The sequence below is a fragment of the Vreelandella nigrificans genome (assembly GCF_002374315.1).
In the GTDB taxonomy this organism is placed as follows: Bacteria; Pseudomonadota; Gammaproteobacteria; order Pseudomonadales; family Halomonadaceae; genus Vreelandella; species Vreelandella nigrificans.
The window spans coordinates 55,796-81,160 of the sequence record NZ_NWUX01000004.1; the positions used below are offsets into that span (position 1 = coordinate 55,796).

The 25,365-nt window shown below is 51.7% G+C and carries 27 protein-coding genes; 19 read left to right on the forward strand and 8 right to left on the reverse strand.

Translation table 11 applies throughout. The features are described 5' to 3' along the window. Positions 1 to 23: 23 nt before the first annotated feature. From CPA45_RS07060 to CPA45_RS07080, 5 genes are all read right to left on the reverse strand, one after another. The gene (locus CPA45_RS07060; RefSeq protein WP_096650868.1) at positions 24 to 416 is read right to left on the reverse strand and encodes a hypothetical protein; all 393 of its coding nucleotides are present in this window, start codon (positions 414 to 416) and stop codon (positions 24 to 26) included. Positions 417 to 493: 77 nt separating this feature from the next. After that, positions 494 to 1,774 (reverse strand): glutamate-1-semialdehyde 2,1-aminomutase, encoded by a 1,281-nt coding sequence (gene hemL / locus CPA45_RS07065; protein WP_096650869.1) that lies wholly within the window; start codon positions 1,772 to 1,774, stop codon positions 494 to 496. Between the two features lie 55 nt (positions 1,775 to 1,829). Next, complete coding sequence (gene thiD / locus CPA45_RS07070) at positions 1,830 to 2,639, reverse strand: bifunctional hydroxymethylpyrimidine kinase/phosphomethylpyrimidine kinase (RefSeq protein ID WP_096650870.1); 810 nt, start codon at positions 2,637 to 2,639, stop codon at positions 1,830 to 1,832. After that, a complete protein-coding gene (gene hemJ / locus CPA45_RS07075) occupies positions 2,639 to 3,070 on the reverse strand; it encodes a protoporphyrinogen oxidase HemJ (RefSeq protein WP_096650871.1) in 432 nt (143 codons plus the stop codon). The genes thiD and hemJ overlap by 1 nt, the downstream gene beginning before the upstream one ends. 64 nt (positions 3,071 to 3,134) lie before the next feature. Further along, positions 3,135 to 4,955, reverse strand: a complete 1,821-nt coding sequence (locus CPA45_RS07080; RefSeq protein WP_096650872.1) for a chloride channel protein — start codon at positions 4,953 to 4,955, stop codon at positions 3,135 to 3,137. A gap of 223 nt (positions 4,956 to 5,178) precedes the next feature. On the opposite strand from CPA45_RS07080, the gene argC reads away from it, so the two are divergent. From argC to mgtE, 19 genes are all read left to right on the forward strand, one after another. Then, complete coding sequence (argC, locus tag CPA45_RS07085) at positions 5,179 to 6,213, forward strand: N-acetyl-gamma-glutamyl-phosphate reductase (RefSeq protein ID WP_096650873.1); 1,035 nt, start codon at positions 5,179 to 5,181, stop codon at positions 6,211 to 6,213. 102 nt (positions 6,214 to 6,315) lie between these two features. Continuing rightward, positions 6,316 to 6,669 (forward strand): iron-sulfur cluster insertion protein ErpA, encoded by a 354-nt coding sequence (gene erpA, locus CPA45_RS07090; RefSeq protein ID WP_078089669.1) that lies wholly within the window; start codon positions 6,316 to 6,318, stop codon positions 6,667 to 6,669. Positions 6,670 to 6,878: 209 nt separating this feature from the next. Continuing rightward, positions 6,879 to 7,592 carry a transporter substrate-binding domain-containing protein gene (locus tag CPA45_RS07095; RefSeq protein WP_422822018.1) on the forward strand — a complete coding sequence of 238 codons (714 nt, stop codon included), beginning with the start codon at positions 6,879 to 6,881 and terminating at the stop codon, positions 7,590 to 7,592. Between the two features lie 93 nt (positions 7,593 to 7,685). After that, the gene (locus tag CPA45_RS07100; RefSeq protein WP_078089667.1) at positions 7,686 to 8,357 is read left to right on the forward strand and encodes an amino acid ABC transporter permease; all 672 of its coding nucleotides are present in this window, start codon (positions 7,686 to 7,688) and stop codon (positions 8,355 to 8,357) included. Between the two features lie 11 nt (positions 8,358 to 8,368). Then, positions 8,369 to 9,127 carry an amino acid ABC transporter ATP-binding protein gene (locus tag CPA45_RS07105; RefSeq protein WP_096650875.1) on the forward strand — a complete coding sequence of 253 codons (759 nt, stop codon included), beginning with the start codon at positions 8,369 to 8,371 and terminating at the stop codon, positions 9,125 to 9,127. Between the two features lie 554 nt (positions 9,128 to 9,681). Next, complete coding sequence (gene mnmG, locus CPA45_RS07110; protein WP_096650876.1) at positions 9,682 to 11,586, forward strand: tRNA uridine-5-carboxymethylaminomethyl(34) synthesis enzyme MnmG; 1,905 nt, start codon at positions 9,682 to 9,684, stop codon at positions 11,584 to 11,586. Continuing rightward, positions 11,583 to 12,248, forward strand: coding sequence for a 16S rRNA (guanine(527)-N(7))-methyltransferase RsmG (gene rsmG, locus CPA45_RS07115; RefSeq protein ID WP_096650877.1), 666 nt, complete (start codon positions 11,583 to 11,585; stop codon positions 12,246 to 12,248). Before mnmG ends, rsmG begins: the two co-directional genes overlap by 4 nt. Continuing rightward, positions 12,248 to 13,015, forward strand: a complete 768-nt coding sequence (locus tag CPA45_RS07120; RefSeq protein WP_096650878.1) for a ParA family protein — start codon at positions 12,248 to 12,250, stop codon at positions 13,013 to 13,015. Before rsmG ends, CPA45_RS07120 begins: the two co-directional genes overlap by 1 nt. Before the next feature lie 44 nt (positions 13,016 to 13,059). Beyond that, positions 13,060 to 13,989, forward strand: coding sequence for a ParB/RepB/Spo0J family partition protein (locus CPA45_RS07125; RefSeq protein ID WP_096650879.1), 930 nt, complete (start codon positions 13,060 to 13,062; stop codon positions 13,987 to 13,989). A 212-nt stretch (positions 13,990 to 14,201) separates the two neighbouring features. Continuing rightward, positions 14,202 to 14,597, forward strand: coding sequence for an ATP synthase subunit I (locus tag CPA45_RS07130; RefSeq protein ID WP_165771519.1), 396 nt, complete (start codon positions 14,202 to 14,204; stop codon positions 14,595 to 14,597). 15 nt (positions 14,598 to 14,612) lie between these two features. Then, positions 14,613 to 15,440, forward strand: a complete 828-nt coding sequence (gene atpB / locus CPA45_RS07135; RefSeq protein WP_096650880.1) for a F0F1 ATP synthase subunit A — start codon at positions 14,613 to 14,615, stop codon at positions 15,438 to 15,440. 72 nt (positions 15,441 to 15,512) lie between these two features. Further along, complete coding sequence (gene atpE / locus CPA45_RS07140) at positions 15,513 to 15,740, forward strand: F0F1 ATP synthase subunit C (RefSeq protein WP_039179032.1); 228 nt, start codon at positions 15,513 to 15,515, stop codon at positions 15,738 to 15,740. 76 nt (positions 15,741 to 15,816) lie between these two features. Next, positions 15,817 to 16,287, forward strand: coding sequence for a F0F1 ATP synthase subunit B (locus CPA45_RS07145; protein ID WP_096650881.1), 471 nt, complete (start codon positions 15,817 to 15,819; stop codon positions 16,285 to 16,287). 11 nt (positions 16,288 to 16,298) lie between these two features. Beyond that, positions 16,299 to 16,835 (forward strand): F0F1 ATP synthase subunit delta, encoded by a 537-nt coding sequence (locus tag CPA45_RS07150; protein WP_096650882.1) that lies wholly within the window; start codon positions 16,299 to 16,301, stop codon positions 16,833 to 16,835. A 16-nt stretch (positions 16,836 to 16,851) separates the two neighbouring features. Then, entirely contained in the window at positions 16,852 to 18,396 is a 1,545-nt protein-coding gene (gene atpA, locus CPA45_RS07155) for a F0F1 ATP synthase subunit alpha (RefSeq protein WP_096650883.1), read from the forward strand. A gap of 65 nt (positions 18,397 to 18,461) precedes the next feature. After that, positions 18,462 to 19,349, forward strand: coding sequence for a F0F1 ATP synthase subunit gamma (gene atpG, locus CPA45_RS07160; protein WP_096650884.1), 888 nt, complete (start codon positions 18,462 to 18,464; stop codon positions 19,347 to 19,349). A 76-nt stretch (positions 19,350 to 19,425) separates the two neighbouring features. Beyond that, a complete protein-coding gene (gene atpD, locus CPA45_RS07165; RefSeq protein WP_096650885.1) occupies positions 19,426 to 20,805 on the forward strand; it encodes a F0F1 ATP synthase subunit beta in 1,380 nt (459 codons plus the stop codon). Positions 20,806 to 20,829: 24 nt separating this feature from the next. Then, positions 20,830 to 21,258 (forward strand): F0F1 ATP synthase subunit epsilon, encoded by a 429-nt coding sequence (locus CPA45_RS07170; protein WP_078089654.1) that lies wholly within the window; start codon positions 20,830 to 20,832, stop codon positions 21,256 to 21,258. Between the two features lie 154 nt (positions 21,259 to 21,412). After that, the gene (mgtE, locus tag CPA45_RS07175; protein WP_096650886.1) at positions 21,413 to 22,795 is read left to right on the forward strand and encodes a magnesium transporter; all 1,383 of its coding nucleotides are present in this window, start codon (positions 21,413 to 21,415) and stop codon (positions 22,793 to 22,795) included. A gap of 22 nt (positions 22,796 to 22,817) precedes the next feature. Here mgtE and CPA45_RS07180 read toward each other — a convergent pair whose 3' ends face one another. From CPA45_RS07180 to CPA45_RS07190, 3 genes are read right to left on the reverse strand one after another with little or no spacing between them, the layout of a single operon-like run. Further along, positions 22,818 to 23,417 (reverse strand): phosphatase PAP2 family protein, encoded by a 600-nt coding sequence (locus tag CPA45_RS07180; RefSeq protein WP_096650887.1) that lies wholly within the window; start codon positions 23,415 to 23,417, stop codon positions 22,818 to 22,820. 54 nt (positions 23,418 to 23,471) lie between these two features. Beyond that, entirely contained in the window at positions 23,472 to 24,644 is a 1,173-nt protein-coding gene (locus tag CPA45_RS07185) for a cation diffusion facilitator family transporter (RefSeq protein WP_096650888.1), read from the reverse strand. Continuing rightward, entirely contained in the window at positions 24,641 to 25,351 is a 711-nt protein-coding gene (locus tag CPA45_RS07190; protein WP_096650889.1) for an MgtC/SapB family protein, read from the reverse strand. Before CPA45_RS07190 ends, CPA45_RS07185 begins: the two co-directional genes overlap by 4 nt. Between the last annotated feature and the right edge of the window lie 14 nt (positions 25,352 to 25,365).

The window sequence follows — 25,365 nt, forward strand, 5'->3', positions numbered from 1 at the left end:
CCTTCCGGGGCGGTTTTTTCATTTTAACGCACCACAACCGTTAGTGTGCCGCCTTTGCCTTGGGTGGAAGAACGAGAACGATTGCTGCCTTTGACAATATCCACCTCTAAACGCTCATCATCGCTTAGCAGTTTTACTGTACCTTCTAGGACGGTGCCTTCAAAGGTAAACTCCGCGGGTACCGTTCCCAGCACTTCCGGATATTCAATGGTTTCATCATTATGGGTGATACGCCACTCGGCTGAAAATTCTGCGCCTGGAGTGCCGCCCATGGTGATGTGGATCTGAGTCATATCCTGCTCCTGTGCGGCCAATACCCCAGATGGTAGGCCAATGGTGATGAAGGCTGTTAACAGTGCAGAGTTGAATAAGGCACTGTTAAACAGTGCATAGCGCCCCGCCAGTTGCCATTTCATGGTTGGCTTACCTCACTAACCACAAGAGCCGCTCAACATAAGCGGCTCTTGCAGTGTAGCAGGCGATTTACTTTTCGTTACATAACAGAAAAAGCTTTCTCGGCCGCGTCTAACGTGAACTGAATATCTTCAGGAGAGTGGGCGCTAGACATAAAGCCGGCTTCATAAGCAGACGGCGCCAAATAAACGCCATGATCCAACATTGCACCAAAGAAACGCCGGAAAGCATCCGGGTTACATGCAGTCGCCTGAGCAAAGTTATCGACTCTTGATTGTGACGTGAAGAAAAGACCAAACATGCCACCGGCTGATTGAGTCATCATCGGTACACGGGCAGCATTAGCACGCTCTTGAAGGCCGTTACACAGAGTTTGCACTCGCTGGGTTAGCGCATCATGAAATCCAGGTATCTGTAATTTAGTCAGCAGAGCCACGCCTGCTGCCATAGCCAAAGGGTTGCCGGATAACGTGCCTGCTTGATACACCGGGCCCAGCGGTGAAATATTCTGCATAATTTCGCGTTTACCGCCAAACGCGCCAACAGGCATGCCACCACCGACAATTTTACCTAAACAGGTTAAATCAGGTGTAATGCCATAGTGCGCTTGAGCACCACCTAGAGCGACACGGAAGCCGGTCATAACTTCATCAAAAATTAAAATACTACCGTATTCATTGCATACTCGACGCAGCGTCTCCAAAAATCCTGGCTGAGGAGGTATACAGTTCATATTGCCAGCCACTGGCTCAACAATAATGCAGGCTATTTGCTCGCCGATCTCTGCGAAACACGCCTCTACCCCTTCCGGGTCGTTATAGGAGAGGGTAATCGTGTGTTCAGCTAGTGAAGCAGGCACCCCCGGAGAACTTGGCTCACCATGAGTTAAGGCACCTGAACCGGCTTTAACTAACAGTGAATCCGAATGGCCGTGGTAGTTACCTTCAAATTTCACAATCTTGTCACGGCCTGTCGTACCACGCGCCAAACGGATGGCTGACATTGTCGCTTCGGTGCCCGAGCTAGTCATGCGCACCATTTCCATGGAAGGAAGCATCTCGCAGATAAGATCCGCCATGGTGGTTTCAACAGCGGTAGGAGTACCAAAAGAAAGGCCGTTATCCAGTCGTGCGCGCACTGCTGCCAGCACGTCTTGGTCAGCATGGCCCGTAATCATTGGCCCCCAGGAACCAACATAATCAACGTAACGGTTCCCCTCCACATCAAACAGATAAGCACCCTGGGCGCGCTCCATAAACACCGGAGGACGGTGTAGGCCTTTAAACGCACGGACGGGCGAGTTAACACCACCAGGAATATGGCGACTCGCGAGATCAAACAGTTCAGCAGACGTGGTCATGGCATCCTCAAATATAAGTGGCTTACTACTAATAAGATCATTACTGCTAATAAGATCAAAAGCGCACAGGGTGTGGCAAGCGGTTGGGTAAACACTGGCCGCTGGGTGGCTGATACCCCTGAGACAAGCACTCCCAGGTAAAGTGCTGAGCCTGTTCACAAGCAGTTGGTAAGCGCTCACCTACAGCCAATCGTGCGGCTAGCGCAGACGCTAATGTACACCCCGAACCATGAAACACGTCTGGTAAACGCGGCCACTGCCACTGACGGGTAGTGTCAGGTGAATGCAACGTATGCACAACTTGCTGCACATTACCTGGCAGAGGATCATCGGTAGCGGTTACTAACACTGCCTGACATCCCTGGGATAATAGCGCAACCGCGCGCGCCGTATCGTCAAACGGCTCACTGATCTCGGGAGTCAGCATTGCGAGTTCATAGCGATTAGGCGTTAAGATATCCACAAGGGGTAACAAGCGATCCACATACAGCTTCTGTAATCTGGGTGTGGATAATTCAGCGCCTCCCCCTGCTTTAAGCACAGGGTCTGCCACGACCGGTATGCCAGGAAAGCGGCGGATAATCTGCTCTGCTGCACGCAGTGTCGGCTCATCTGCTAGTAGGCCAAGCTTAATTGCAGCAATCTGCATATCACCTAACGCCTCGGCCATTTGGCGCATAGCATTGGGATCAGCAGGCAAAATCCGCATTACGTCGTGGCAATTTTGCACAGTTAGCGCGGTGGGAATAGTCGCTGCCCAGCCGCCACACGCTGCTATTGCTTCACTATCCGCCACCAGCCCAGCACCCCCAGTAGGATCGTGGCCAGCGAGTACTAACACAACGGGTGGAAGAGGTTGGCGCATCAAAAGGGCTTCACCACGGCCAGAATAACAATGGCAATCAACGCAATCACCGGCGCTTCATTAAACCAGCGGAAAAACACATGGCTCTTGGTGCAACGCCCTTGGGCAAACTGCTTTAAATAAATTAAGCAAACATGATGATAAGCAATCAGCAAAGCCACCAGCGTTAACTTGGCATGCATCCAGCCTTGGCTAAACCAAGCGGGCACCAGATAGAGCAGCCAACCACCAAAAATCAGCACGATAATCATCGAGGGCGTCATAATGCCGCGGTAAAGCTTACGCTCCATGGTTTTAAAGTAAGTGATCGCTTGCTCATCGCCTTTATCACGGGCCATAGCGTGGTACACATATAAGCGCGGTAAATAAAACAGCGCGGCAAACCAAGTGATAACTGCCATTAAATGAATGGCCTTTACCCATAAATACATGGTCTCTCCTTAGGCGGTGGACTCATTGCTGGGAAGTAGCAGCACGGGGCCAGTGCTTTTATTTTCAATACTTTGATTTTTCGGTACCTTTTTCGGCACCTCGGCTTTCAGCACTAAGCGGGTCTACGTAGTGATAGTAACGCTCGATAGCATCACGGGTAATGATACCTGAAATTCGCTGCTGCTTTGGGCGATAACCATGTACTACGTAGAGCGCATCCAGTGTATCGGCCTGTAATTTTAAAAATGCTTCAGAAAGCGTTGCTTGTAAGGCAATTGGCGCCATTTCAAGGCGTTGCCCAGGGATCTCAAGCAAATCGATTAATTCGTCTTCTGGTGGGGTCTCCCCCCCAAGTGCCTCATCATGCTCTAGCAACCAGCGGGCAAGCTCTGCGGCTTTTAATGCCAGCACCGGCTTTTCGCTGCTGGAGCGCTCAATCACTAACCAAATGGGATTGGTTTCCAGCAAACGACGTGCGTGGGCTGGCGTTATTATGCGCTCAGTGCGCACCAGTTGACGCTCCATCACTGCTGGCACAGAAACCCGCGAGAGTGCCTGCATCAAAGGCTGCTGAAGGGGATGCAAGCCGTAGCGTACCGAGCTAATAAAGAAGCCTTCGCAGCCGGTTAGTTGCCGTGACGTTAGGCAGGCCACTACGACTGCTAACATTCCCGGCAGCATCATATGTGGCGAATGAGTTAGCTCAAGCAGCGCCATCAACGCTGCTAACGGTGCTTGCAGTACAGCCCCCATCATAGCCGCCATGCCTAGCATGGCATACACACCTGGGTCAGCAGCTTTATCTGGCCATAGCCAGCCACCCAACATCCCGCCTAATGCACCAGTTGCCGCACCAACCACTAGTACTGGCCCAATAATGCCAATAGGGACTCCGCCCGCGACGGTAATAGCAGTAATCAGTAACTTAGCTATCATCAATGCCAACAGCACTTTAAGCTCAAGCTGATTATTGAGCGCTGCGGCGACGCTGTCGTAACCGATCCCTTGCACTTCGGGATACCACCAAGCCACCGCACCAGTCACAACACCTACTAACGCTAATCGCAACCATAATGGCCAAGCCTGTAACTGCTGGCTGCGGGATATATGAATAAACAAGCCTGCCAGTAGGCCAATTACTAAGCCTACCACCACTACCCAGGGCAAATTAATTAACGACCCAAGTGCAACCTCAGGAATACGAAATGCCGGTTCATTGCCATACACTACCTGAGCCACCAGCGCCCCCATGGTAGAGGCCAGAATAACTGGCATAAAACTCATCAGGGTGTACTCCATCATCACTACTTCCATAGCGAAGATAACCCCGGCAATCGGCGTATTAAACGATGCCGAAATACCCGCCGCGGTGCCGCAGGCGACGAGCACTCGTAGGCTGTTATTGGGTAAACGGAGTTTAAGCCCCAAACCACTTGATGCAGCAGCGCCTAAGTGAATGGCAGGCCCTTCACGCCCGGCAGAGAGTCCTCCCAAGACTGAAACCACCCCCACCCACCACTGGTTTAACCAGTTGCGCATAGGGAAGCGCCCTTGATGGTAGGTCAGTCGCTCTATCACGTGCCCAACACCTAATTTACGAGCGGCCGCTTTTTGGCGGTACAGCAACGTACCGATGATGCTTACTGCAACCAAGGGCAGTAACGCGCGCAGCCATGGTTCCATACCTTCAAAAGCTTCGGGGTTACCTTCCGGCATATAAAGAGCGGCCCCTGCTTCCAACAGTAAGCGGAACGCCACCATCACCGCGCCGGTAATCACTCCAGACACTAATCCCAACACGCATAGCTGCGGTAAGGCATCAACGTTTGCCAGTTGGCGACGAAAACTCTCTAAGGTGAAATCTGATCGGGAAAAACGTGCCACAGCGTCTGTCCTTGCGCTTATTTTACCTAGACTTATCTCAGGGTACCCGAGATGGCTCACCCAGTGGCAGTTATCGTTTTAACCATTGAGCGCTCTTATGGGCGACACCTCTTGTGTATCATAGCTTGATACACTTCGACAGCCTGCGACCATTTAACAAGGCTGTTTAGCATTCAAGCTTTATTGTTAAGACGTAACGTGCTCAACGCGCAAGGAGTGGTTTGTGATTAAGGTTGGTATTGTCGGCGGTACGGGTTACACAGGTGTAGAGCTTCTAAGGCTTCTCGCCCAGCACCCCCACGTTAGTGTAGAAGCGATTACCTCACGATCAGAAGCGGGCGTTAAGGTATGTGATATGTACCCCAACCTCCGCGGCCACTACGATACGCTGGCGTTTAGCGAACCTGATGCCAAGGCACTAGGCGCTATGGACGCGGTATTTTTTGCCACCCCTCATGGTGTGGCTCACGCCCTTGCCGGAGAGTTACTCGATAATGGCACCCGAGTAATCGACCTTTCTGCTGATTTTCGACTGCGTGATGCCAATGAGTGGAGTCAGTGGTACGACCAGCCTCACGGTGCGCCAGAACTGCTGCAAGAAGCAGTTTACGGCTTACCGGAAATGCACCGGGAAGAAATTAAAAGCGCCCGTTTGATTGCCGTGCCTGGCTGCTACCCCACCGCCGTTCAATTAGGCTACTTACCACTTTTAGAAGCAGGGCTAATCGACCCGAGCCAGTTAATCGCCGACTGTAAATCAGGCGTTACCGGCGCAGGACGTGGCGCAAAAGTGGCATCATTACTAGCAGAGGCTAGTGAGTCCATGAAAGCCTACGGCGCGAGTGGACACCGTCATTTGCCGGAAATTCGTCAAGGCTTAGGAGATATGCAATCCAATCCGGTTGGGTTGACCTTTGTGCCTCACCTAACCCCGATGATTCGAGGCATTCATGCTACGCTTTACAGCTCACTTATCGCCGAACCTGGCGATTTACAGACACTCTTCGAACAGCGTTATGCCAATGAGCCATTTGTGGACGTCATGCCTGCAGGTAGCCACCCAGAAACCCGCAGCGTAAAAGGTAACAATACCTGCCGCCTAGCGGTGCACCGCCCCGGTAACGGCAATACCGTGGTGGTACTGTCTGTGATTGATAACCTGGTTAAAGGCGCATCCGGTCAAGCGATCCAGAACCTAAACCTGATGTTTGGCTTTGAAGAAAATATGGGCCTTAGCGCTCCAGCCCTGATGCCGTAACATCTCACTAATTCCCAGCAATAGTTGACCCTTTTGCTGGGAATTACCCATAATCACTCTCCAATGCTGATTATTCGTTCCTAAAGCTCGCGGGAGGTACCCATGAGCGGTGCAGAAGCTTTTGTTCCAACCCCTCTACTTTTATCTGACAGCGCACGCAAACGTATTAGCGCACTGATGGCAGAAGAGAATAATACTGCGCTGAAACTGCGCGTCTACGTGACCGGCGGCGGCTGTTCCGGTTTCCAATACGGATTCGACTTTGCGGAAAGCGTTGCCGAGGACGACACACTCATTGAGTTTGGCGATGCCACACTGGTCGTCGACCCGCTCTCCTACCAGTACTTAGTAGGCTCAACGGTTGACTATGAAGAGGGGTTAGCAGGTGCACGTTTTCGCATTCAGAACCCCAACGCCACCACCACCTGTGGTTGTGGTGCTTCCTTCATGGTCTAGATAAGGTTAGCAACAACCCTCTCCCCGTGACTTGACGCCTTGGCGGTTTCTCGCCAAGGTTAAACGGTCAATAATGATTGTTAGCCCCATTTTTAAAGAAACACTTTCTTTAAAAACCGCTAACAACACTATAAAACACGGGAAAACTAATGAAACTCACCATTACCAAGTCTGTTATTACCACTGCTATCACTATAGGCCTTGCCAGCATGGCAACTTCCGCCATGGCCGAGACACCCACCGTCAATGTAGTCACTGATCCAAGCTTTGTACCCTTTGAGATGATGGATCCAGAAACTGGTGAGATGATCGGTTTCGATATGGATATCATCAACGAAGTGGCTGATCGTGCAGGATTTAATGTCAACCTTACCACTATGGAGTTCGCGGGCATTATTCCGGCGGTGCAAACCGGTAGCCAAGAGATCGCCATTGCCGGGGTAACGATTACCGAAGAACGCGCCGAGATCGTAGATTTCTCTGACCCTTACTATGACTCAGGCCTGCAAATCATTGTTCGTGCGGATAACGACGATGTTGAAACCATCGACGACCTTGCTGGCCTCAAGATAGCCACCCGCATTGGCTCTACTAGCTATGATTTTCTGCAAGAACAGCTAGGTGATAACGCAGACATCACCCCTTACCCAGGCAACAGCGATATGTATATGGCTCTACTAGGCCGTAATGTCGATGCAGCCTTCTACGATGCACCCAACGTTGCCTACTTCTCTCAAACCCGGGGCGAAGGCCGCACCAAAGTGGTAGGCCCGCTGTATGAAGGCCAGCAATACGGCATCGTATTCCATAAAGGCAGCCAGTGGGTAGAACCCGCCAATGAAGCTCTAGCAGCGATGCGCGAAGATGGCACCTATGATGAAATCTATGAAAAGTGGTTTGGTGAAGCGTCCAGCGAAGACTAATACTCCGCATTAACATAGTGAATCACTGAGACAGGGCCGGGCGGCCTAGCCCCCGGCCCTGCGTTGTTTAGTTGCCTTTCAGGAGAAAAGTTCGTGGATGTCACATTTCAGTTTGACTGGGCGGCAGCGTTTCGCTCGATTCCCTACTTGTTACCAGGAATCCCCTGGACACTAATGATCTCGTTCGGCGGTCTCGCCATCGGTTTCTTTATCGGTATTTTATTTGGTTTGCTGCGTATCAGTCGCGTGCGCTGGTTACGCTGGCCAGCTATTTTCTACGTCGAAGTATTTCGCGGCACTCCAATTCTTGTTCAAGTGCTGTTTATCTTTTATGGCTTGCCGCAACTACTGGGTAGCCCCATTAACGCGTTGGTTGCCGGTATTGCCGCCATCGCTATCAATTCAGGGGCATATATCTCTGAGATTGTGCGTGGCGGAGTGCAATCCATCGAGCGTGGCCAACGCGAAGCATCACTATCTCTAGGCCTTTCTCGCTCTCAAGCGTTTCGTTACGTCATTTGGCCCCAGGCCTTTCGCCGTATGATCCCGCCACTAGGCAACCAGGGCATTATCAGTATTAAGGACACATCGCTGTTTTCCGTCATAGGAGTAGGTGAGCTGGTACGCCAAGGTCAGATCTATATCGCCACCACCTTCACTGCCCTAGAGGTCTACTTCATGGTCGCACTTATGTATCTCGCCATTACCTGGACTCTCTCCATCTTACTGCGTCAATTAGAGCGCAGAGGCCTCGTCGGACAATAAGGACAAGTGCAATGAATAACGCAACGCAACCTATTGTGCGTATGCAGAAGCTCAACAAGCATTTTGGCAGCCTGCACGTACTCAATAATATTGACCTTGAAATTATCCCAGGCGAAGTAGTGGTGGTGATTGGTGCCAGTGGCTCTGGCAAATCGACGCTGATTCGCTGTATTAACGGCCTTGAAGAATTTCAATCAGGTTCACTGGATGTGGATGGCAATGAACTGCTACCTAATGGAAAAAGCGGCAAAGCCCTACAAACTATTCGCACTGAAGTAGGTATGGTGTTCCAGCAATTCAACCTGTTTCCTCACCTAAGCGTAATCGACAATATCACCCTTGCACCTATGAAAGTGCGCGGCTGGAACCGTAAAGACTCTGAAGATACCGCTCAACGCCTACTAACGAGGGTGGGTATCTCCGACCAAGCATATAAGTATCCAAGTCAGCTTTCTGGTGGCCAGCAGCAGCGGGTTGCATTGGCACGAGCACTGGCAATGGAACCACGATTGATGCTGTTTGATGAGCCTACCTCAGCTCTCGATCCCGAAATGATCGGTGAAGTGCTTGATGCCATGCGCGAACTTGCTAAAGAAGGCATGACCATGGTGATTGTTACCCATGAAATGGGATTTGCCCGTGAAGTGGCTGACCGCGTTATCTTCATCCACAAAGGAGAAATCACTGAACAGGGTCCCCCCGAACAGCTGTTCGATGCGCCTCAACATGAGCGCACCCGTTCATTCTTGGCTCGCGTGTTAAAACATTAAAACACGCATAAAACTGCTAATTAATGTCTGTTATATGGCCTGTCAAAGCGACAGGCCATTTTTTTTGCCTGTGGATACTATTTTTTTACGGGACCTCTCATGTGCTCTGTAGCTCCTACTCTGCCGACCTTTAAGCACTTCTAGAGGCGTTATGGCAAGATGTTCACAGATGCGGTAACAAAGTCGGTATGAGCCGGTGGATAACCCGTTACTCGATAGCCTTGTGCATAAGTCGCCTTTTCATCCACAGCTCTAACACCGCTTCTACTCAGGCACTACGCTGCTTGATCACTGAAAGGTCAACAACGTAATCATTTGATTTTAAATTTATTTATAGGGTTATCCCCAGATTTTGTCCACACCATTAGTTACAGCATTAACAGAACTTCTCTTATTTATTTTTATTTTGTTATTAATAATAGGTGAGCTGATTGCTTGGGGTGTGGAAAAACCTGACGGTTACCCACAGGAGGTTTATACTTGCCGACCTATTCAATCAGTGGCTAAACACTGACCACATCATCCGTGCCAAAAGGCGCAAGACGAGGTGTCTCTTGAACTACCCCGACCGCTTTGACGTGATTGTCATCGGCGGTGGCCATGCGGGAACTGAAGCCGCACTGGCCTCTGCTCGTATGGGCTGTCAAACTCTATTGCTAACTCACAACATCGAGACGCTCGGCCAAATGTCGTGCAATCCAGCGATTGGTGGGATTGGCAAAAGCCACCTAGTGAAAGAAATTGATGCACTTGGTGGTGCAATGGGGTTAGCCACGGATTTAGGCGGCATCCAGTTTCGCGTGTTGAATGCCCGCAAAGGCCCAGCCGTTCGGGCAACACGTGCCCAAGCTGATCGCATTCGCTACAAAGCAGCAATTCGCGGGATGCTTGAAAACCAGCCAAATTTGACAATCTTTCAGCAGGCAGCTGGTGATTTGATTGTGGATAACAACGCTGTTTGTGGTGTTGTTACAGAAACTGGTATCCGTTTTCATGCAGAAGCTGTGGTACTTTCGACAGGTACATTTTTAGGTGGTGTTATCCACATAGGGTTGGATCAAAGCCGCGGTGGTCGTGCCGGTGACCCGCCCTCAAATGCACTAGCAGAACGCCTAAGGGCACTTCCATTTCGCGTTGATCGCCTTAAAACTGGCACACCACCACGTATTGATGCCAAGACTGTCGATTTTTCCCAGTTGGAAGAGCAGCCTGGTGATACGCCAACGCCAGTGATGTCCTACCTTGGCTCACGGGATATGCACCCTCAACAGGTGAGCTGCCATATTGCCCATACCAATGAGCACACCCATGAAATTATTCTTGGTAATCTAGATCGTTCACCAATGTATTCAGGGGTGATTGAAGGGGTTGGCCCGCGCTACTGCCCATCTATCGAAGACAAAGTGCATCGCTTTGCTGATAAATCAAGCCATCAGGTATTTATCGAGCCAGAAGGGCTAGATACCCACGAGTTGTACCCTAATGGTATTTCAACCTCACTGCCCTTTGATGTGCAGTTGCAGGTGGTGCGCTCGATTAAAGGACTTGAGAACGCGCATATCACGCGTCCAGGTTATGCCATTGAGTACGATTTTTTCGACCCAAGGGACTTAAAGCACTCTTTAGAAACTAAATTTATCCACAACCTGTTTTTTGCAGGGCAAATTAACGGCACAACCGGCTATGAAGAGGCCGGTGCTCAAGGCTTGCTTGCAGGTCTTAACGCAGCACGTCGTGCCAAGCAATTAGATACCTGGTACCCCCGTCGCGATGAGGCTTACCTTGGCGTGCTGGTGGATGACCTGATTACTATGGGGACTAAAGAACCCTACCGCATGTTTACCTCTCGTGCGGAGTACCGCTTGCTGCTACGTGAAGACAACGCTGATTTGCGGCTCACCGAAAAGGGCCGTGAACTTGGTCTGGTGGACGACACACGCTGGACGGCATTTTGCCAAAAGCGTGAAGCTATCGAGCGTGAAACAGCACGCCTTAGCACCGCTTGGGTACAGCCTAATAGCCCTGCAGCCGCGAAAATTGCTGAAAAAACAGGTAAACCGCTGCCACGTGAATACTGCTTGAGTGACCTGCTTAAACGTCCTGAGCTTACTTACGCTGATATCGCCAGCTTACCAGGCATGGAAAGCGGTGGGATAGATGACGAAGCCGTGGCTGAACAAGTGCAAATACAGGCGAAATATCAAGGGTATATTGATCGTCAACAGGACGAGATCGATAAACTTAAGCGCCACGAAGCAATGCCGTTACCAGCAGAGTTAGATTATCAACGGGTTGAGGGCTTATCCCACGAGATACGTCAAAAGCTTAGTGAAGCGCGTCCGGAAACACTTGCCCAGGCGGCAAGAATTTCTGGCGTGACGCCTGCTGCAGTCTCAATTTTACTAATTCATTTGAAAAAGCGTCGCCTTGTCACTAGTACCGAGGTAGCTAACGGATGAGCCAATTGCAGCCACTGCTTAATAGTTTGCCTGGTCCCGTTGCGCCACGTTTGGATAAGGGACTAGCCGCGCTTAACATTACCGTTAGTGATTCGCAGCGCGAACAGCTGCTGGCTTTACTTGCTCTGTTGCATAAGTGGAACCGTGCTTATAACCTCACAGCAGTGCGTGATGTTGAAGAGATGGTGTCCCGTCACGTGCTGGACAGTGCCGCAGTGGTTCCCTATGTGTATGGACCAAGGCTACTTGATGTTGGCGCAGGTCCGGGGTTGCCAGGCTTAGTGCTGGCTATTCTCAAACCTGAGCTGCAAGTCACATTACTTGATAGTAATGGCAAAAAAGTACGTTTTCAGCGCCAAGCCGTTATGGAATTAGGACTTAACAACGTCACCCCCACACAGGTTCGCGTTGAGCAGTTCAGTGGCCAAGCGTTTGATCAAGTAATTTCGCGAGCTTTCGCCAGTTTGGTAGATTTTGTCACGCTAACCGAGGCGTTACCGGCAGAAAATGGCCAGTGGTTAGCGATGAAAGGCCCTGGTGCAGACGAAGAACTGCGTAATCTACCTTCCGGTATTGTGCTTCACGAACGTCACTTGTTAAGCGTACCTTTTGAGACGGCCGAGCGGCAGCTGTTGATTCTGACCCCAAAAGGAGTTGAGTAGTGAGCCAGATCATTGCCCTGACCAACCAAAAAGGCGGCGTGGGCAAATCCACCTCAGCCGTTAACCTTGCGGCCAGCTTGGCTGCGCTAGATCGTCGTGTGCTGCTGGTTGATTTAGACCCGCAAGGGCATGCCAGTATGGGCAGTGGCATCGACAAGTATGAGCTGGAAAAAAGTGTACTTGATGTGTTGTTAGGCGATGTAGCTGCTAGTGATGCTATTGTGCGCAACCTGCCAGTCAAATTTGACGTGTTGCCTGGCAATGGTGATTTAACTGCAGCAGAGGTAGAGCTACTTGATATTGATCAGCGGCAGAGTCGCTTATCGCTGGCGTTAAATGCAGTCGCTGATGATTACGATGTCGTGCTTATTGACTGCCCGCCGTCGCTTAATATGCTGACGGTTAATGCGCTTACCGCGGCTGATGGTGTGCTTATCCCTTTGCAATGCGAGTTTTATGCTCTAGAGGGGTTGTCAGCACTGCTCGATACCGTCGAGCAGATCAAGCAGAGCGTTAATCCAGAGCTGGCAATTTCTGGTATTTTGCGCACTATGTACGATAAACGTACCAGCTTGACACGGGAAGTTGACAAACAACTGCGTGATTTCTTCGGTGATGCGTTGCTAAAAACTACCATTCCGCGCAACGTTAAAGTTGCCGAGGCGCCCAGTCATGGGTTGCCAGTCACCCATTACGCACGCTTTTCGCGAGGTAGCCAAGCATATCGGGTGCTAGCGAAAGAAATGATCCGTCGACTATCGCTGTAACCTATGTCGCTGTAACGTATTGCTAAAAGTTCGAGGGGAAACGAATGACGCGTAAACGCGCGCTAGGACGTGGCCTGGATGCCCTGATTGGTGCGGGCGCCCGTCGTCGTGACAGTTTAGATATAACGGGTGGTACTGCGCTTGATAGTGCAGACACTTCCTTGTTGCCTGTGGCCCCCCACGATGCGGCGGCAGAGCGCTTGGAGCGCTTGCCCCTGGGCCAGCTTTCCCGTGGGAAATACCAGCCACGCCGAGATATTCAGCCAGAAGCACTGGAAGAGCTTGCTGACTCGATCCGTGCTCAAGGGGTAATGCAACCCATTGTGGTGCGCCCTGTCGGGGAAGACCGCTATGAAATTATTGCTGGTGAGCGCCGTTGGCGTGCTGCTCAGTTGGCAGAGCTAGATGTTATCCCTGCTGTCATCCGTGATGTTAGTGATGAGGTTGCTCTAGCACTAGCACTGATTGAAAATATCCAGCGTGAAAACCTCAACGCCATTGAAGAAGCACTGGCGCTGAAACGCTTGGGGGATGAGTTTGAACTTACCCAGCAGCAAATAGCCGATGCGGTGGGGAAATCTCGTACTCAGGTCGCGAATTTACTACGTCTATTAGCGTTAGACCCAGAAGTACAAACGCTGCTAGAACGCGGTGATTTAGATATGGGGCATGCCCGTGCTCTACTCTCATTATCCAGTACTCAGCAGCGGCAGATAGCCCACGAAGTGGTCAATAACGACCTAACCGTGCGCGCAACGGAAGCCTTGGTTAAGAAAGTACAGTCAAACGAAGTACCAGATAAATCGGCGCGTCAAGCGGCTAAAACGCCGGATGTTTCACGACTTGAAACTCAGCTAGGTGAGTTGCTAGGAGCGCCGGTTTCCATTGACCACGGTCAGAAAGGCAAAGGAAAAGTTACTATTCGTTATACCAGCCTTGAAGAGTTAGACGGTATCTTGGCACACATTAAATAGCAGGCTTATTAAATAAATGAGTTAAAGCGCGACTTTTTTAGCCCTTTGGTCGCAAGTCGCTGCCTAAACGCGTCAAATCCGTGCAACTTCGGTTGAAGGTGTGATAGCGCTTCCCTATAATCCGCCGGTGTTTGTTAAAAGGTTGTGTGAAACGCTAGGCGTCAGGGCAATAACGCTCAACGCAGTAAAAGTGGTAGGGAGTAGTGAACAAAGTGGCCCATGTTTCTACTGCTCAACGCCGTTCATTAGATTTTAAAAGGTTGTTTCAAGCCCAATTAGCAACAACGGCACTCATTATGGCGCTTGCTGGTGGAGTATCGGGAAGCCAAGCAGCTTTATCAGCGCTTATGGGGGGAGTCGTTAGTGTGTTGCCCGCTATCTATTTTGTCTGGCGCGGCACACAACGCACTGCTAAACAACCCCAACGCAACGTACTTAATTTATACCAAGCAGCAATGGGCAAGTTTGGTTTGACGGTGGCGCTATTTGCACTGGTGTTCTCTCTAGTGCCGCCCTCAAACCCAGCTTATTTCTTTGTAGCCTATGTGGTGGCCCAACTCATGTACTGGCTAACGCCTTGGCTTGTGCGCGAGCGGTCAACCCCTTAAACCTGAGGAAGCAGTATGGCAGCGGATAACGAAGTATCGGCCATCTATTACATACAGCACCACCTCCAGAACCTTACGTTCGGAAAGCATCCGGAGAACGGTTGGTCGCTTGCGTCCACCTCTGCCGAAGCGTCTGAAATGGGGTTTTGGGCTATCCATTTGGATACAATGGGGTGGTCAATTGGCATGGGGGCTCTGTTTTTATGGCTGTTTCATAAAGCAGGTAAAACCGCCACAGCAGGCGTACCCAGTGGTTTGCAAAATGCAGTGGAAATGGTCATCGAGTTTATTGAAAACTTGACTCGCTCCACGTTCCACGGAAAAAACAAGCATATTGCTCCCATCGCCCTAACGCTATTCATGTGGATACTGCTCATGAATAGCCTTAAGATCATTCCGGTTGACTATTTCCCCGAGCTATTCGGTAAGCTTGGCTTTGAATACATGAAGATCGTACCCACCACCGACGTGAACGCGACGCTGGGTATGGCATTCGGTGTGTTCTTGATGATTCTTTACTACAGCATCAAGGTAAAAGGTGCCGGTGGTTTCGCTAAAGAGCTATCGCTGACACCGTTTAACCATTGGTCTCTCATTCCCTTTAACTTGGTCCTTGAGATCGTGGGTTTGATCGTAAAACCGATCAGCCTGGGTCTGCGTCTCTTCGGTAACATGTTTGCCGGTGAAGTTATCTTCATCCTGATTGCCCTGCTACCCTTCTGGGCTATCTGGCTGTTGGATGTGCCGTGGGCCATCTTCCATATTTTGGTGGTTTCGTTGCAGGCCTTCATTTTCACGACGCTGTCGATCGTGTATTTGAGTGCAGCACACGAGCATCACTGATAAAAGAGCAACGCTTTGCACAACACCCTTAACCTAAACCCTTGAAATTAACGCACTATCAGGAGCTTTATCATGGAAATCGTCTACATCGCTGCCGCCATCATCATCAGTGTTAGCGCTCTGGCAACTGGTCTGGGTTTCGCCATGCTGGGTGGTAAACTGCTTGAGTCTACCGCGCGTCAGCCTGAACTGGGCGACCAGCTGCAGACTAAAACCTTCATCATGGCCGGTCTGCTTGACGCCGTGCCGATGATCGGTGTTGGTATCGCGATGTACCTGATCTTCGTTGTTGCCGGTTAATGCAGCTTGACCGAGCGGAAAGCCGCTCGGTTTTGTTTCACTCCGGTCGCCACGAATTTGTCAGAGGTACATCCCTGTGAATATCAACATGACGCTTATCGGGCAGACGATCGCCTTCGCGATCTTTGTCTGGTTTTGCATAAAATATGTGTGGCCTCCGATCAGCAACGCGCTTCACGAGCGTCAAAAGAAAATTGCTGATGGCTTGGACGCAGCTAGCCGTGCTACCCGTGACCTTGAGCTTGCTCAAGAGCGTGCAGAACAGACGCTACGCGAGAGCAAGGAGCAGGCAACTCAAATTCTCGAGCAAGCTAATAAGCGCTCTGCCCAAATGATCGAAGAAGCTCGTGATCAAGCACGTGCCGAAGGCGAACGTTTGGTTGCCAATGCTCGGGCTGAAATTGAGCAAGAAATTAATCGCGCTAAAGACGAGCTGCGTGCACAGGTTTCACACCTTGCGATCGTAGGCGCTGAGCGTGTTCTTGAAGCCTCTGTTGACGAGAAAGCGCACCGCGACTTGCTTAATAAGCTTGCCGCTGAACTGTAAGGAGGTGACCCATGGCGGAACAATCTACCGTCGCTCGTCCTTACGCCAAAGCGGCGTTTGAATACGCGCGCGATCATCAAGCGCTCGACGCTTGGTCACAGGCATTGGCAATGGCGGGAGCAAGCGTCAAAGACCGCCAAGTTGCTGGCCTGTTAGGTAGCCCCAAACTCAGCAGTGATCAGAAAGTAGAACTGCTAGCAGAGATGCTGGCTGATAACGCAGATGATGCGTTTAAACGCTTTCTGACCACCTTAGCCGACCAACGCCGCTTAACGACGTTGGATGCTATTGCTAACCAGTTTGAACACCTTCGCGCAGAGCATGAGCAGCGTATCGACGTCACTGTGGTTTCAGCTTACAAGCTGGACAGCAAGCAGAAGACCAAGCTAGCAAACGCGCTCAAGAAACGTCTGAATCGCGAAATCTCCATTACTACTCAGGTGGACAAGTCGCTTATTGGCGGTGTCATCCTGCGTGCCGGCGACACCGTCATTGACGGTTCGGTACGTGGTCGATTGAACCGCCTTTCCGAAGCGCTGACCGCTTGAGTCTGAGGGACATGGCATGCAGCAACTGAATCCTTCCGAGATCAGCGACATCATCAAGCAGCGAATTGAGAAGCTTGACGTCGCATCTGAAGCCCGTAATCAGGGCACCATTGTCAGCGTTTCCGACGGTATCGTGAAAATTCACGGCCTCGAAGACGCGATGTTTGGTGAAATGATTGAATTCCCCAACAGCATCTTTGGCATGGTACTTAACCTGGAGCGTGACTCCGTAGGTGCCGTTGTCCTGGGCGACTACCTGCAACTTCAAGAAGGCATGACCGCGCAGTGTACCGGTCGTATCCTTGAAGTACCGGTAGGTCCCGAGCTGATTGGTCGTGTTGTCGATGCGCTGGGTAACCCCATCGACGGCAAAGGCGATATCAATGCTAAAATGACCGACGCGGTAGAGAAAGTAGCGCCTGGCGTTATTACCCGTCAGTCTGTTGACGAGCCGATCCAAACCGGTTTGAAATCTATCGATGCCATGGTGCCAATTGGTCGTGGTCAGCGTGAGCTGATCATCGGTGACCGTCAAATTGGTAAGTCAGCTATTGCCATCGATGCGATCATCAACCAGAAAGGCAAAGGCGTTACCTGTGTCTACGTTGCTATCGGTCAGAAGCAGTCGACCATTGCTAACGTAGTACGCAAGCTAGAAGAGCACGGTGCGCTGGATCACACCATCATTGTAGCTGCTGGCGCTGCCGATCCGGCACCGATGCAGTTCCTAGCCGCTTACTCTGGCTGCACCATGGGTGAGTACTTCCGCGACCGTGGTGAAGACGCACTGATTGTTTATGACGATCTTTCTAAGCAAGCTGTGGCGTACCGTCAGGTATCCTTGTTGCTGCGTCGTCCGCCGGGCCGTGAAGCTTATCCTGGTGACGTTTTCTATCTCCACTCACGTTTGCTGGAGCGCGCTGCGCGCGTTAACGCTGACTACGTAGAGAAGTTCACCAATGGCGAAGTGAAAGGCAAAACCGGTTCTCTAACCGCGTTGCCGATCATTGAGACCCAGGGTGGCGACGTGTCTGCCTTCGTACCGACCAACGTAATCTCTATTACTGACGGTCAGATCTTCCTGGAAACCAACCTGTTTAACTCCGGTATTCGTCCGGCGATTAACGCAGGTCTGTCGGTTTCTCGTGTAGGTGGTGCAGCGCAGACCAAAATCATCAAGAAACTGGGTGGTAGCGTGCGTTTGGCGCTGGCTCAGTATCGTGAACTGGCAGCGTTCTCCCAGTTTGCGTCTGATCTTGATGAAGCGACCCGTAAGCAGCTTGAGCACGGCCAGCGCGTTACTGAGCTGATGAAACAGAACCAGTACTCGCCGATGTCTGTGGCGCAAATGGCGCTGTCTCTGTACGCCGCTAACGAAGGTCACTTGGATGACGTGAGCGTCGATAAAGTGTTGGACTTCGAACGTGCCCTGCACGATTACATGAAGTCTGAGCATGGCGACCTGCTCGATAAGATCAACCAGACCGGCGACTACAACGGCGAGATTCAGGACAGCTTGAAGTCAGGTCTCGAGAAGTTCAAGGCGACTCAGAGCTGGTAATGTCCGGCCCGCCTGCGGGCGGGCTTGCATGCTTTCTGAGAGCCACGAACGAAGGGTAGATCGCTATGGCAGCTGCAAAAGAGATACGCACCCAGATCGGGAGCATAAAAAATACGCAGAAGATTACCAGCGCCATGGAAATGGTGGCTGCATCGAAAATGCGTAAAGCGCAAGATCTGATGAAGGCTGGCCAGCCGTACGCCAAGCAGATTCGCAACGTGGTAGGCCACATTGCTGACGCAAACCCCGAATACAAGCACGACTATATGGTCGAGCGTAACGAGGTTAGTCGTGTTGGTTACATTGTGGTGTCTACCGACCGTGGTCTGTGTGGTGGCTTAAACGTCAATTTGTTTAAGGCAGTGGTGAAAGATGCCATAGCCTGGAAACAGCAAGGCGCTGAGCTGGACTTCTGTGCCCTCGGCTCTAAAGCCGGTGCTTTCTTCCGTAACTACGGGGGCAACTTGGTTGCCGCCAAAAGTGGGTTAGGGGAGTCACCGACCGTTGAGGGTCTGATCGGTAGTGTTAAGGTCATGCTCGAAGCGTACGACGACGGACGTCTAGACCGCCTGTACGTGGTATATAACGAATTCGTTAATACCATGACGCAGCGTCCCGTGGTACGCCAGATTCTTCCTCTGTCGGCCGATATGGGCGCAGATGCGAAGCATGACGAAGAAAACGCCCGTCCCGGAAGCTGGGACTACCTGTATGAACCGGATGCCAAGGCGTTGCTAGACAGCCTGTTGGTTCGATTCATCGAATCGCAGGTGTATCAGGCGGTAGTCGAAAACGGTGCGTGCGAACAGGCCGCCCGAATGATCGCTATGAAGAGTGCCACTGATAACGCGGGCAACCTGATCGACGATCTGGAGATGGTATACAACAAGGCCCGTCAGGCCGCCATCACCCAGGAAATTTCTGAGATCGTCGGCGGCGCTTCTGCCGTATAACGCCTAGGGAGCTAGCCATCGCTTAGGTGGCTCCCGGCAGACAGGTTTCATTTGCAGGTTTTTGAGAGGAACCAAGATGAGCGGACGTATCGTACAAATCATCGGCGCGGTGATTGACGTAGAGTTTCCGCGGGACTCTGTGCCCAAGGTCTACGACGCGCTGAAGGTCTCCGAAAAAGAGACTATCCTCGAAGTCCAGCAGCAGCTGGGCGACGGCGTGGTGCGCACCATTGCCATGGGCTCCACCGAGGGCTTGAAACGTGGCTTGGACGTGACCAACACAGGTGCCGCGATTTCCGTACCGGTAGGTAAGGAAACGCTGGGTCGGATCATGAACGTACTTGGCGAGCCGATCGACGAAGCTGGCGAGATCGGCGAGCAAGAGCGTATGCCGATCCACCGTAAAGCGCCGAGTTATGCCGACCAAGCAGCCTCTAACGAGCTGCTGGAAACTGGTATCAAAGTTATCGACTTGGTCTGCCCGTTTGCTAAGGGTGGTAAAGTTGGACTATTTGGCGGTGCCGGTGTAGGTAAAACCGTTAACATGATGGAGCTTATCCGCAACATCGCCACCGAGCACAGCGGCTACTCTGTATTCGCCGGTGTAGGTGAGCGTACGCGTGAGGGTAACGACTTCTATCACGAGATGACCGAATCCAACGTTATCGATAAGGTATCGCTGGTTTATGGTCAGATGAACGAGCCGCCCGGCAACCGTCTGCGCGTAGCGTTGACAGGTCTGACCATCGCAGAGAAATTCCGTGATGAAGGCCGCGACGTACTGCTGTTCGTTGATAACATTTACCGCTACACCCTGGCTGGTACCGAAGTATCTGCACTATTGGGTCGTATGCCATCTGCGGTAGGTTATCAGCCGACACTGGCCGAAGAGATGGGCGTTCTGCAGGAACGTATCACCTCGACCAAAACCGGTTCTATCACGTCTGTGCAGGCCGTTTACGTACCTGCGGATGACTTGACCGACCCGTCGCCGGCGACTACCTTCTCGCACCTTGACGCAACCGTTGTACTGGCGCGTTCTATCGCTGAGCTAGGTATCTACCCAGCTATCGATCCGCTGGACTCTACATCGCGTCAGTTGGACCCGTTGGTTGTAGGTGAAGAGCACTACAACGTAGCGCGTGGTGTGCAGAACGTTTTGCAGCGTTATAAGGAACTGAAGGATATTATCGCAATTCTGGGTATGGACGAGCTGTCTGACGAAGACAAGCTGGCCGTATCTCGGGCGCGTAAAATCCAGCGCTTCCTGTCGCAGCCATTCTTCGTTGCCGAGGTATTCACTGGTTCGCCCGGTAAGTATGTTTCTCTGAAAGATACTATCAGTGGCTTCCAGGGCATCCTGGCTGGTGAATACGACGATCTGCCGGAACAGGCCTTCTACATGGTCGGCTCCATCGACGAAGCTGTCGACAAAGCCAACCAGATGAAGAAGTAATCCCGTCCATTAGGGGGATTCGCTATGGCGAATAGCTTCACTTGCAATATCGTCAGCGCTGAAGCATCTATCTTCTCAGGCAAGGTTGAGCAGGTAGTCGCTTCCGGGATTATGGGTGACCTGGGCATTTTGCCGGGTCACGCCCCGTTGCTGACCGAGCTTCAGCCGGGCCCGGTCCGTGTGATCCATGATGGTGGCCAGGAAGAGAACTTCTTTGTCTCGGGTGGCTTCATGGAAGTCCAACCGGATGTTGTGACGATCCTGGCAGATGCGGCTGCGCGTGCGGGCGACCTCGACGAGGCCGCTGCTGAAGAAGCACGTCAGCAAGCGCTGAAAGCCTTTAATGAGAAGTCAGCGGAGCTGGATTATACCCGCGCTGCCGCTGAACTTGCCGAAGCCGTTGCACAGCTACGAACGATCCAGCAACTGCGTAAAAAGGCGGGTAAAGGCTAGAAACACGTTTTAGGCGTGTATAAAACGCCCCTTGAACCCACCAGGGTTTAAGGGGCGTTTTTTTTGTCTGTTAATATAAGCTGTGCATTCAGCTACTGACGCTCGTCTGCGACACTATTTTGGTAAAAACGTACCTGCAAAAAGGGAGATAGCGATGTCATTGAATGATGAAACCTTGCAGGAATTGAAAACTGAGCTTCTAGACGAGTTGGTTAAAGAGGAGCCGAGTAAAACGCTATTATCCGAACGGCTGTCAGAAATACGCTCAGCGGATATTGGTGAAGTACTTGAAGAGCTCATCGAAGAAGATGAGAAGCTACCTGCTGCACTGTCGGTTCTCGATATTCTCTCTACCGAGCGTGCTGCCAACGTACTTGGCTACTTGCCGGGTGAAAGCCAGCTTGAAGTGGTGGGTGAACTTACGGATACCCAGGTACTCAAGCTGCTTGAAGAGATGGGGTCGGATGAGCGGGCAGACTTATTCAACCTGCTCGACGAAGATCGTCGTGAGGCGCTGTTGCGCCGTATGGCCCATCAAGAGCGGGAAGATTTAAAGCGCTTATCGAGTTATGAAGAGGGGACTGCAGGCGCCATCATGACCTCTGACTATGTGGCAATAGCCAGTGGCATGACGGTGTCGCAAGCCATGATGCGGGTACGCCAAACCGCCCCTGATGCGGAAACGGTCTACCAGCTTTATGTACTCGACAGCGATGGCCAACTGATCGGAACGATGTCGCTACGCCAGCTAATGGTGGCTCGACCAGGCGCACTGGTCGATGACATTATGATTAAAGATGTTATCCACACCCCAGTAGATGAAGAGCAGGAAGAAGTAGCGCGTATTGTGGCCCGCTATGACTTACTTGCTTTACCTGTGATTGATGCCGATGGGCGCATGGTGGGGATTGTCACCCACGATGACGCCATGGATGTTGCAGAATCGGAAGCCACTGAAGATATCCACAAGGGGATGTCGATCGGTCAGTTGGAAGATGGCGTTAGCCGCGTGCCACTATGGAGCCTCTACCGTAAGCGGGTGACGTGGCTGGTACTGCTGGTGTTTGCCAACCTGTTTTCAGGCGCAGGCATCGCCTACTTTGAAGACACCATTGCCGCCCAAGTGGCGCTAGTGTTCTTTTTACCGCTGTTGATTGGTAGTGGCGGTAATGCAGGGGCCCAGGCGGCAACGCTGATGGTGCGTGGTATGGCAACGGGGGATGTTGGCGTTAAAGACTGGAGTAAGATGCTTGGACGCGAGCTGCTGGTAGCGGGTTCACTAGGCCTTACAATGGCATTAGCGGTTGCTCCCATAGGTATTATGCGAGGGGGGGATGCAGTAGGAATTATTGTTGCACTCAGCATGGTCACGATTGTGCTTTTTGGCAGCATGATCGGTATGTGCCTGCCATTTTTGTTAGAGCGCTTTAAAGTTGACCCTGCAACAGCATCAGCGCCACTGGTGACCACCTTAATTGATGCCACGGGGGTGATAATTTACTTCAGTATTGCAACGTCAATTCTCACGACTATATAAAGTACTAACGGCAGGACTGCACTTAACGCTGTACCCAGCCACGGCTTATTAGCGGTGCAAACAGACGGTGATAAAGGCGCTTGGCGACGTGCTCGTAAAAGGGCTGCACCAGCCAAGCGCGGTTATACCCTACTAGTGCGGCAACCACAGTGGAGAGCAGTGCAGCGCCTGCCATATCTTGAGGAAAGTGGATCCCCATAAATATTCTTGCCCAAGCAACGGGAATGGCGAGCAACATCAGGCAGCTACCGATACGTCGGGAGTGGCGGTGCAGTATCAGGCTAACGGCTATCGTCAGAAGGATGGTCAGATGGTTGCTAGGGAAGGCGGGGGTTGCGGCATGCTCTATCAACGACTCGCCAATAGGCACCATAAATGGGCGGGGCATCGGCCATAACACACCGATTACCCCACTTGCTGCAAGGGCTAGCAGTGTTGCAATGAGTGCTTCCAACAGCGCTTGCTTGAGTTGCTCATTACCTCGAAGCCAGCCGATAACGAAAAGGACCGGTACTAGCCACATCAGGTTTACAGCGCATGCATGCGCCAGCAGAATCAACCAAGTGGGTGAGTCAGGGGCCGCATTGAGTAGTTCGAATAGCGCGATATTTAGCGAATCCATGATGGCCTAACTAGAGCAGTAAGGTTAATTGGTCGTTTAGATCGTTGGAAAGGGCTAGTGCATCGCATTACTAGCCGCACGAGTAATGAACAGTATTTCCACATGGCCTAGCCACTCAATGTCGTAGGCCAGCCCTTTTAGCTGGCTGGCGAGGCACTGGGGGGGTTGGTTAACTGCATCATCAATAATTAGCGATACCGATACTTTATCGTCCAGGTAATGCAGTTGTAGGTCGTTTAGTGTGCGCCATACTGGGTGTTTACTCCATCGCTCATCAAGTGCGGCTTCTACTTCGGGACGCAACGGCAGCCCAGGCAGTCGGCTAGGGTCGCCTGCGCCCGCGTCATCTTCTGGATCAATGTGAAAAATTACATCGGTTAGGGCAGGGAATTCGTGGCGCAAACGACGGCTGACTTCATTACCGATTTCATGGGCTTCTGAAACGGTTATTTTAGGTCCCACGACCACATGCAGGTCGACCATTACCCAGCCAGCTGATTGGCGTGTACGTAAGTCATGCACGCTATCAACACCAGGTACGCCGCAAGCAACGTCATGCATCTGGTGTTGTACATCGACTGGTAGAGCAGTATCCACCAGCTCCCGGGCAGACTCCCACAATAAGTCCCAGCCAACTTTACCCACTAATAATCCAACGATGATAGCGGCTACCGCATCAAGCCAGCCAAAACCAAATTGAGCTCCAATCAGCGCGACCAGTACCACCGCAGTGGAAAGTGCATCACTGCGGGAGTGCCAGGCATTGGCTTCAAGCAGCTTTGATTTCACGCGCTTGGCAACCCGCATGGTGTAGCGGAAAATCCACTCTTTACTCAGTAGGGCGATAACGGTAATAACAATAGCGACAATACCGGGTGCTCCCACCTCAGTACCGCTAAACAGACGATCTAAGCTTGACCAGGCAATACCCCCGGCAACGAAAATCAACACACTGCCGAGTAATAGAGTTGTCAGTGTTTCTATGCGGCCGTGGCCATAGTGGTGGTCAATATCCGGTTCTTGGCGACCATAATGAATCGCCGCCAGCACGAAGCCATCAGTGACCAGGTCCGAAAGCGAGTGAATGCCGTCAGCGATCAGTGCCGCTGAACCAACCAGAAAACCTACTGCTACCTTAACCACGCTAAGAATGCCATCAAGCCAAGCGCCAATATAAGTGATCCGCTTGGCTTCTTGGCTATGTTGCTGCTTGATCGTTTGTGTCATGAGATATCCCAGCCAGCGGCGCTGACAGAGGGCTCCAGGCTAAGACGTCCAATCACTTTTTCCACCAGGGTATCGTGGCGTTCGGTAGCGGAGAGCAGCGCCGTGACGCGCACCGTGCGTTCATCGTCACGGTGGACGCTTTCCAACTTCTGTAATTGTAACGCATCGCCAAGTAATCCCTGAAGTAGTAAGGCGCGAATATGCGCTTCATGGTCATTACGACAAGTGATATTCAGTTCATATCGCCAGTCTATTTCATCTTGACTGCCTTCTATGGGTTGGCGATTGATCAGTAGCACGATAGGGCGCAGTACTATATTGACGGCAAGAATACACAATGCAACGAGCGTAGCGGGCAGGTAAAAACCAGCACCCGCCATGACGCCAATCGCTGCTGAGCACCACAGCGTTGCGGCAGTATTGAGCCCACGAATATTAGCGCCCTCTTTCATAATCACGCCAGCACCGAGGAAACCAATACCCGACACCACTTGAGCCGCCATGCGTGTTGGGCTGATTTCACCCTCGACCATCATCGACATCAGGGTGAAACTGGCGGCGCCTAGCGCCACCAGTGCATTGGTTCTCAGTCCCGCCATACGCTGTCGCCATTGTCTCTCCAAGCCGACTGATGCGCCGAGCACAGCCGCTAGCATAAGAGGCCAGAGTGGTTGCAACTGTGTCGATAGTTGAGCAAACAGGGTCATGGCTGACCTCCAGA

Excerpts from the sequence above, each read along its gene's own strand:
- CPA45_RS07060 (WP_096650868.1), bottom strand. The coding sequence starts at position 416 with ATGAAATGGCAACTGGCGGGGCGCTATGCACTGTTTAACAGTGCCTTA.
- hemL (WP_096650869.1), bottom strand. The coding sequence starts at position 1,774 with ATGACCACGTCTGCTGAACTGTTTGATCTCGCGAGTCGCCATATTCCT.
- thiD (WP_096650870.1), bottom strand. The coding sequence starts at position 2,639 with ATGCGCCAACCTCTTCCACCCGTTGTGTTAGTACTCGCTGGCCACGAT.
- hemJ (WP_096650871.1), bottom strand. The coding sequence starts at position 3,070 with ATGTATTTATGGGTAAAGGCCATTCATTTAATGGCAGTTATCACTTGG.
- erpA (WP_078089669.1), top strand. The coding sequence starts at position 6,316 with ATGAGCGGTGCAGAAGCTTTTGTTCCAACCCCTCTACTTTTATCTGAC.
- CPA45_RS07095 (WP_422822018.1), top strand. The coding sequence starts at position 6,879 with ATGGCAACTTCCGCCATGGCCGAGACACCCACCGTCAATGTAGTCACT.
- CPA45_RS07105 (WP_096650875.1), top strand. The coding sequence starts at position 8,369 with ATGAATAACGCAACGCAACCTATTGTGCGTATGCAGAAGCTCAACAAG.
- rsmG (WP_096650877.1), top strand. The coding sequence starts at position 11,583 with ATGAGCCAATTGCAGCCACTGCTTAATAGTTTGCCTGGTCCCGTTGCG.
- CPA45_RS07125 (WP_096650879.1), top strand. The coding sequence starts at position 13,060 with ATGACGCGTAAACGCGCGCTAGGACGTGGCCTGGATGCCCTGATTGGT.
- atpB (WP_096650880.1), top strand. The coding sequence starts at position 14,613 with ATGGCAGCGGATAACGAAGTATCGGCCATCTATTACATACAGCACCAC.
- atpE (WP_039179032.1), top strand. The coding sequence starts at position 15,513 with ATGGAAATCGTCTACATCGCTGCCGCCATCATCATCAGTGTTAGCGCT.
- CPA45_RS07150 (WP_096650882.1), top strand. The coding sequence starts at position 16,299 with ATGGCGGAACAATCTACCGTCGCTCGTCCTTACGCCAAAGCGGCGTTT.
- atpA (WP_096650883.1), top strand. The coding sequence starts at position 16,852 with ATGCAGCAACTGAATCCTTCCGAGATCAGCGACATCATCAAGCAGCGA.
- atpG (WP_096650884.1), top strand. The coding sequence starts at position 18,462 with ATGGCAGCTGCAAAAGAGATACGCACCCAGATCGGGAGCATAAAAAAT.
- atpD (WP_096650885.1), top strand. The coding sequence starts at position 19,426 with ATGAGCGGACGTATCGTACAAATCATCGGCGCGGTGATTGACGTAGAG.
- CPA45_RS07170 (WP_078089654.1), top strand. The coding sequence starts at position 20,830 with ATGGCGAATAGCTTCACTTGCAATATCGTCAGCGCTGAAGCATCTATC.
- mgtE (WP_096650886.1), top strand. The coding sequence starts at position 21,413 with ATGTCATTGAATGATGAAACCTTGCAGGAATTGAAAACTGAGCTTCTA.
- CPA45_RS07180 (WP_096650887.1), bottom strand. The coding sequence starts at position 23,417 with ATGGATTCGCTAAATATCGCGCTATTCGAACTACTCAATGCGGCCCCT.
- CPA45_RS07185 (WP_096650888.1), bottom strand. The coding sequence starts at position 24,644 with ATGACACAAACGATCAAGCAGCAACATAGCCAAGAAGCCAAGCGGATC.
- CPA45_RS07190 (WP_096650889.1), bottom strand. The coding sequence starts at position 25,351 with ATGACCCTGTTTGCTCAACTATCGACACAGTTGCAACCACTCTGGCCT.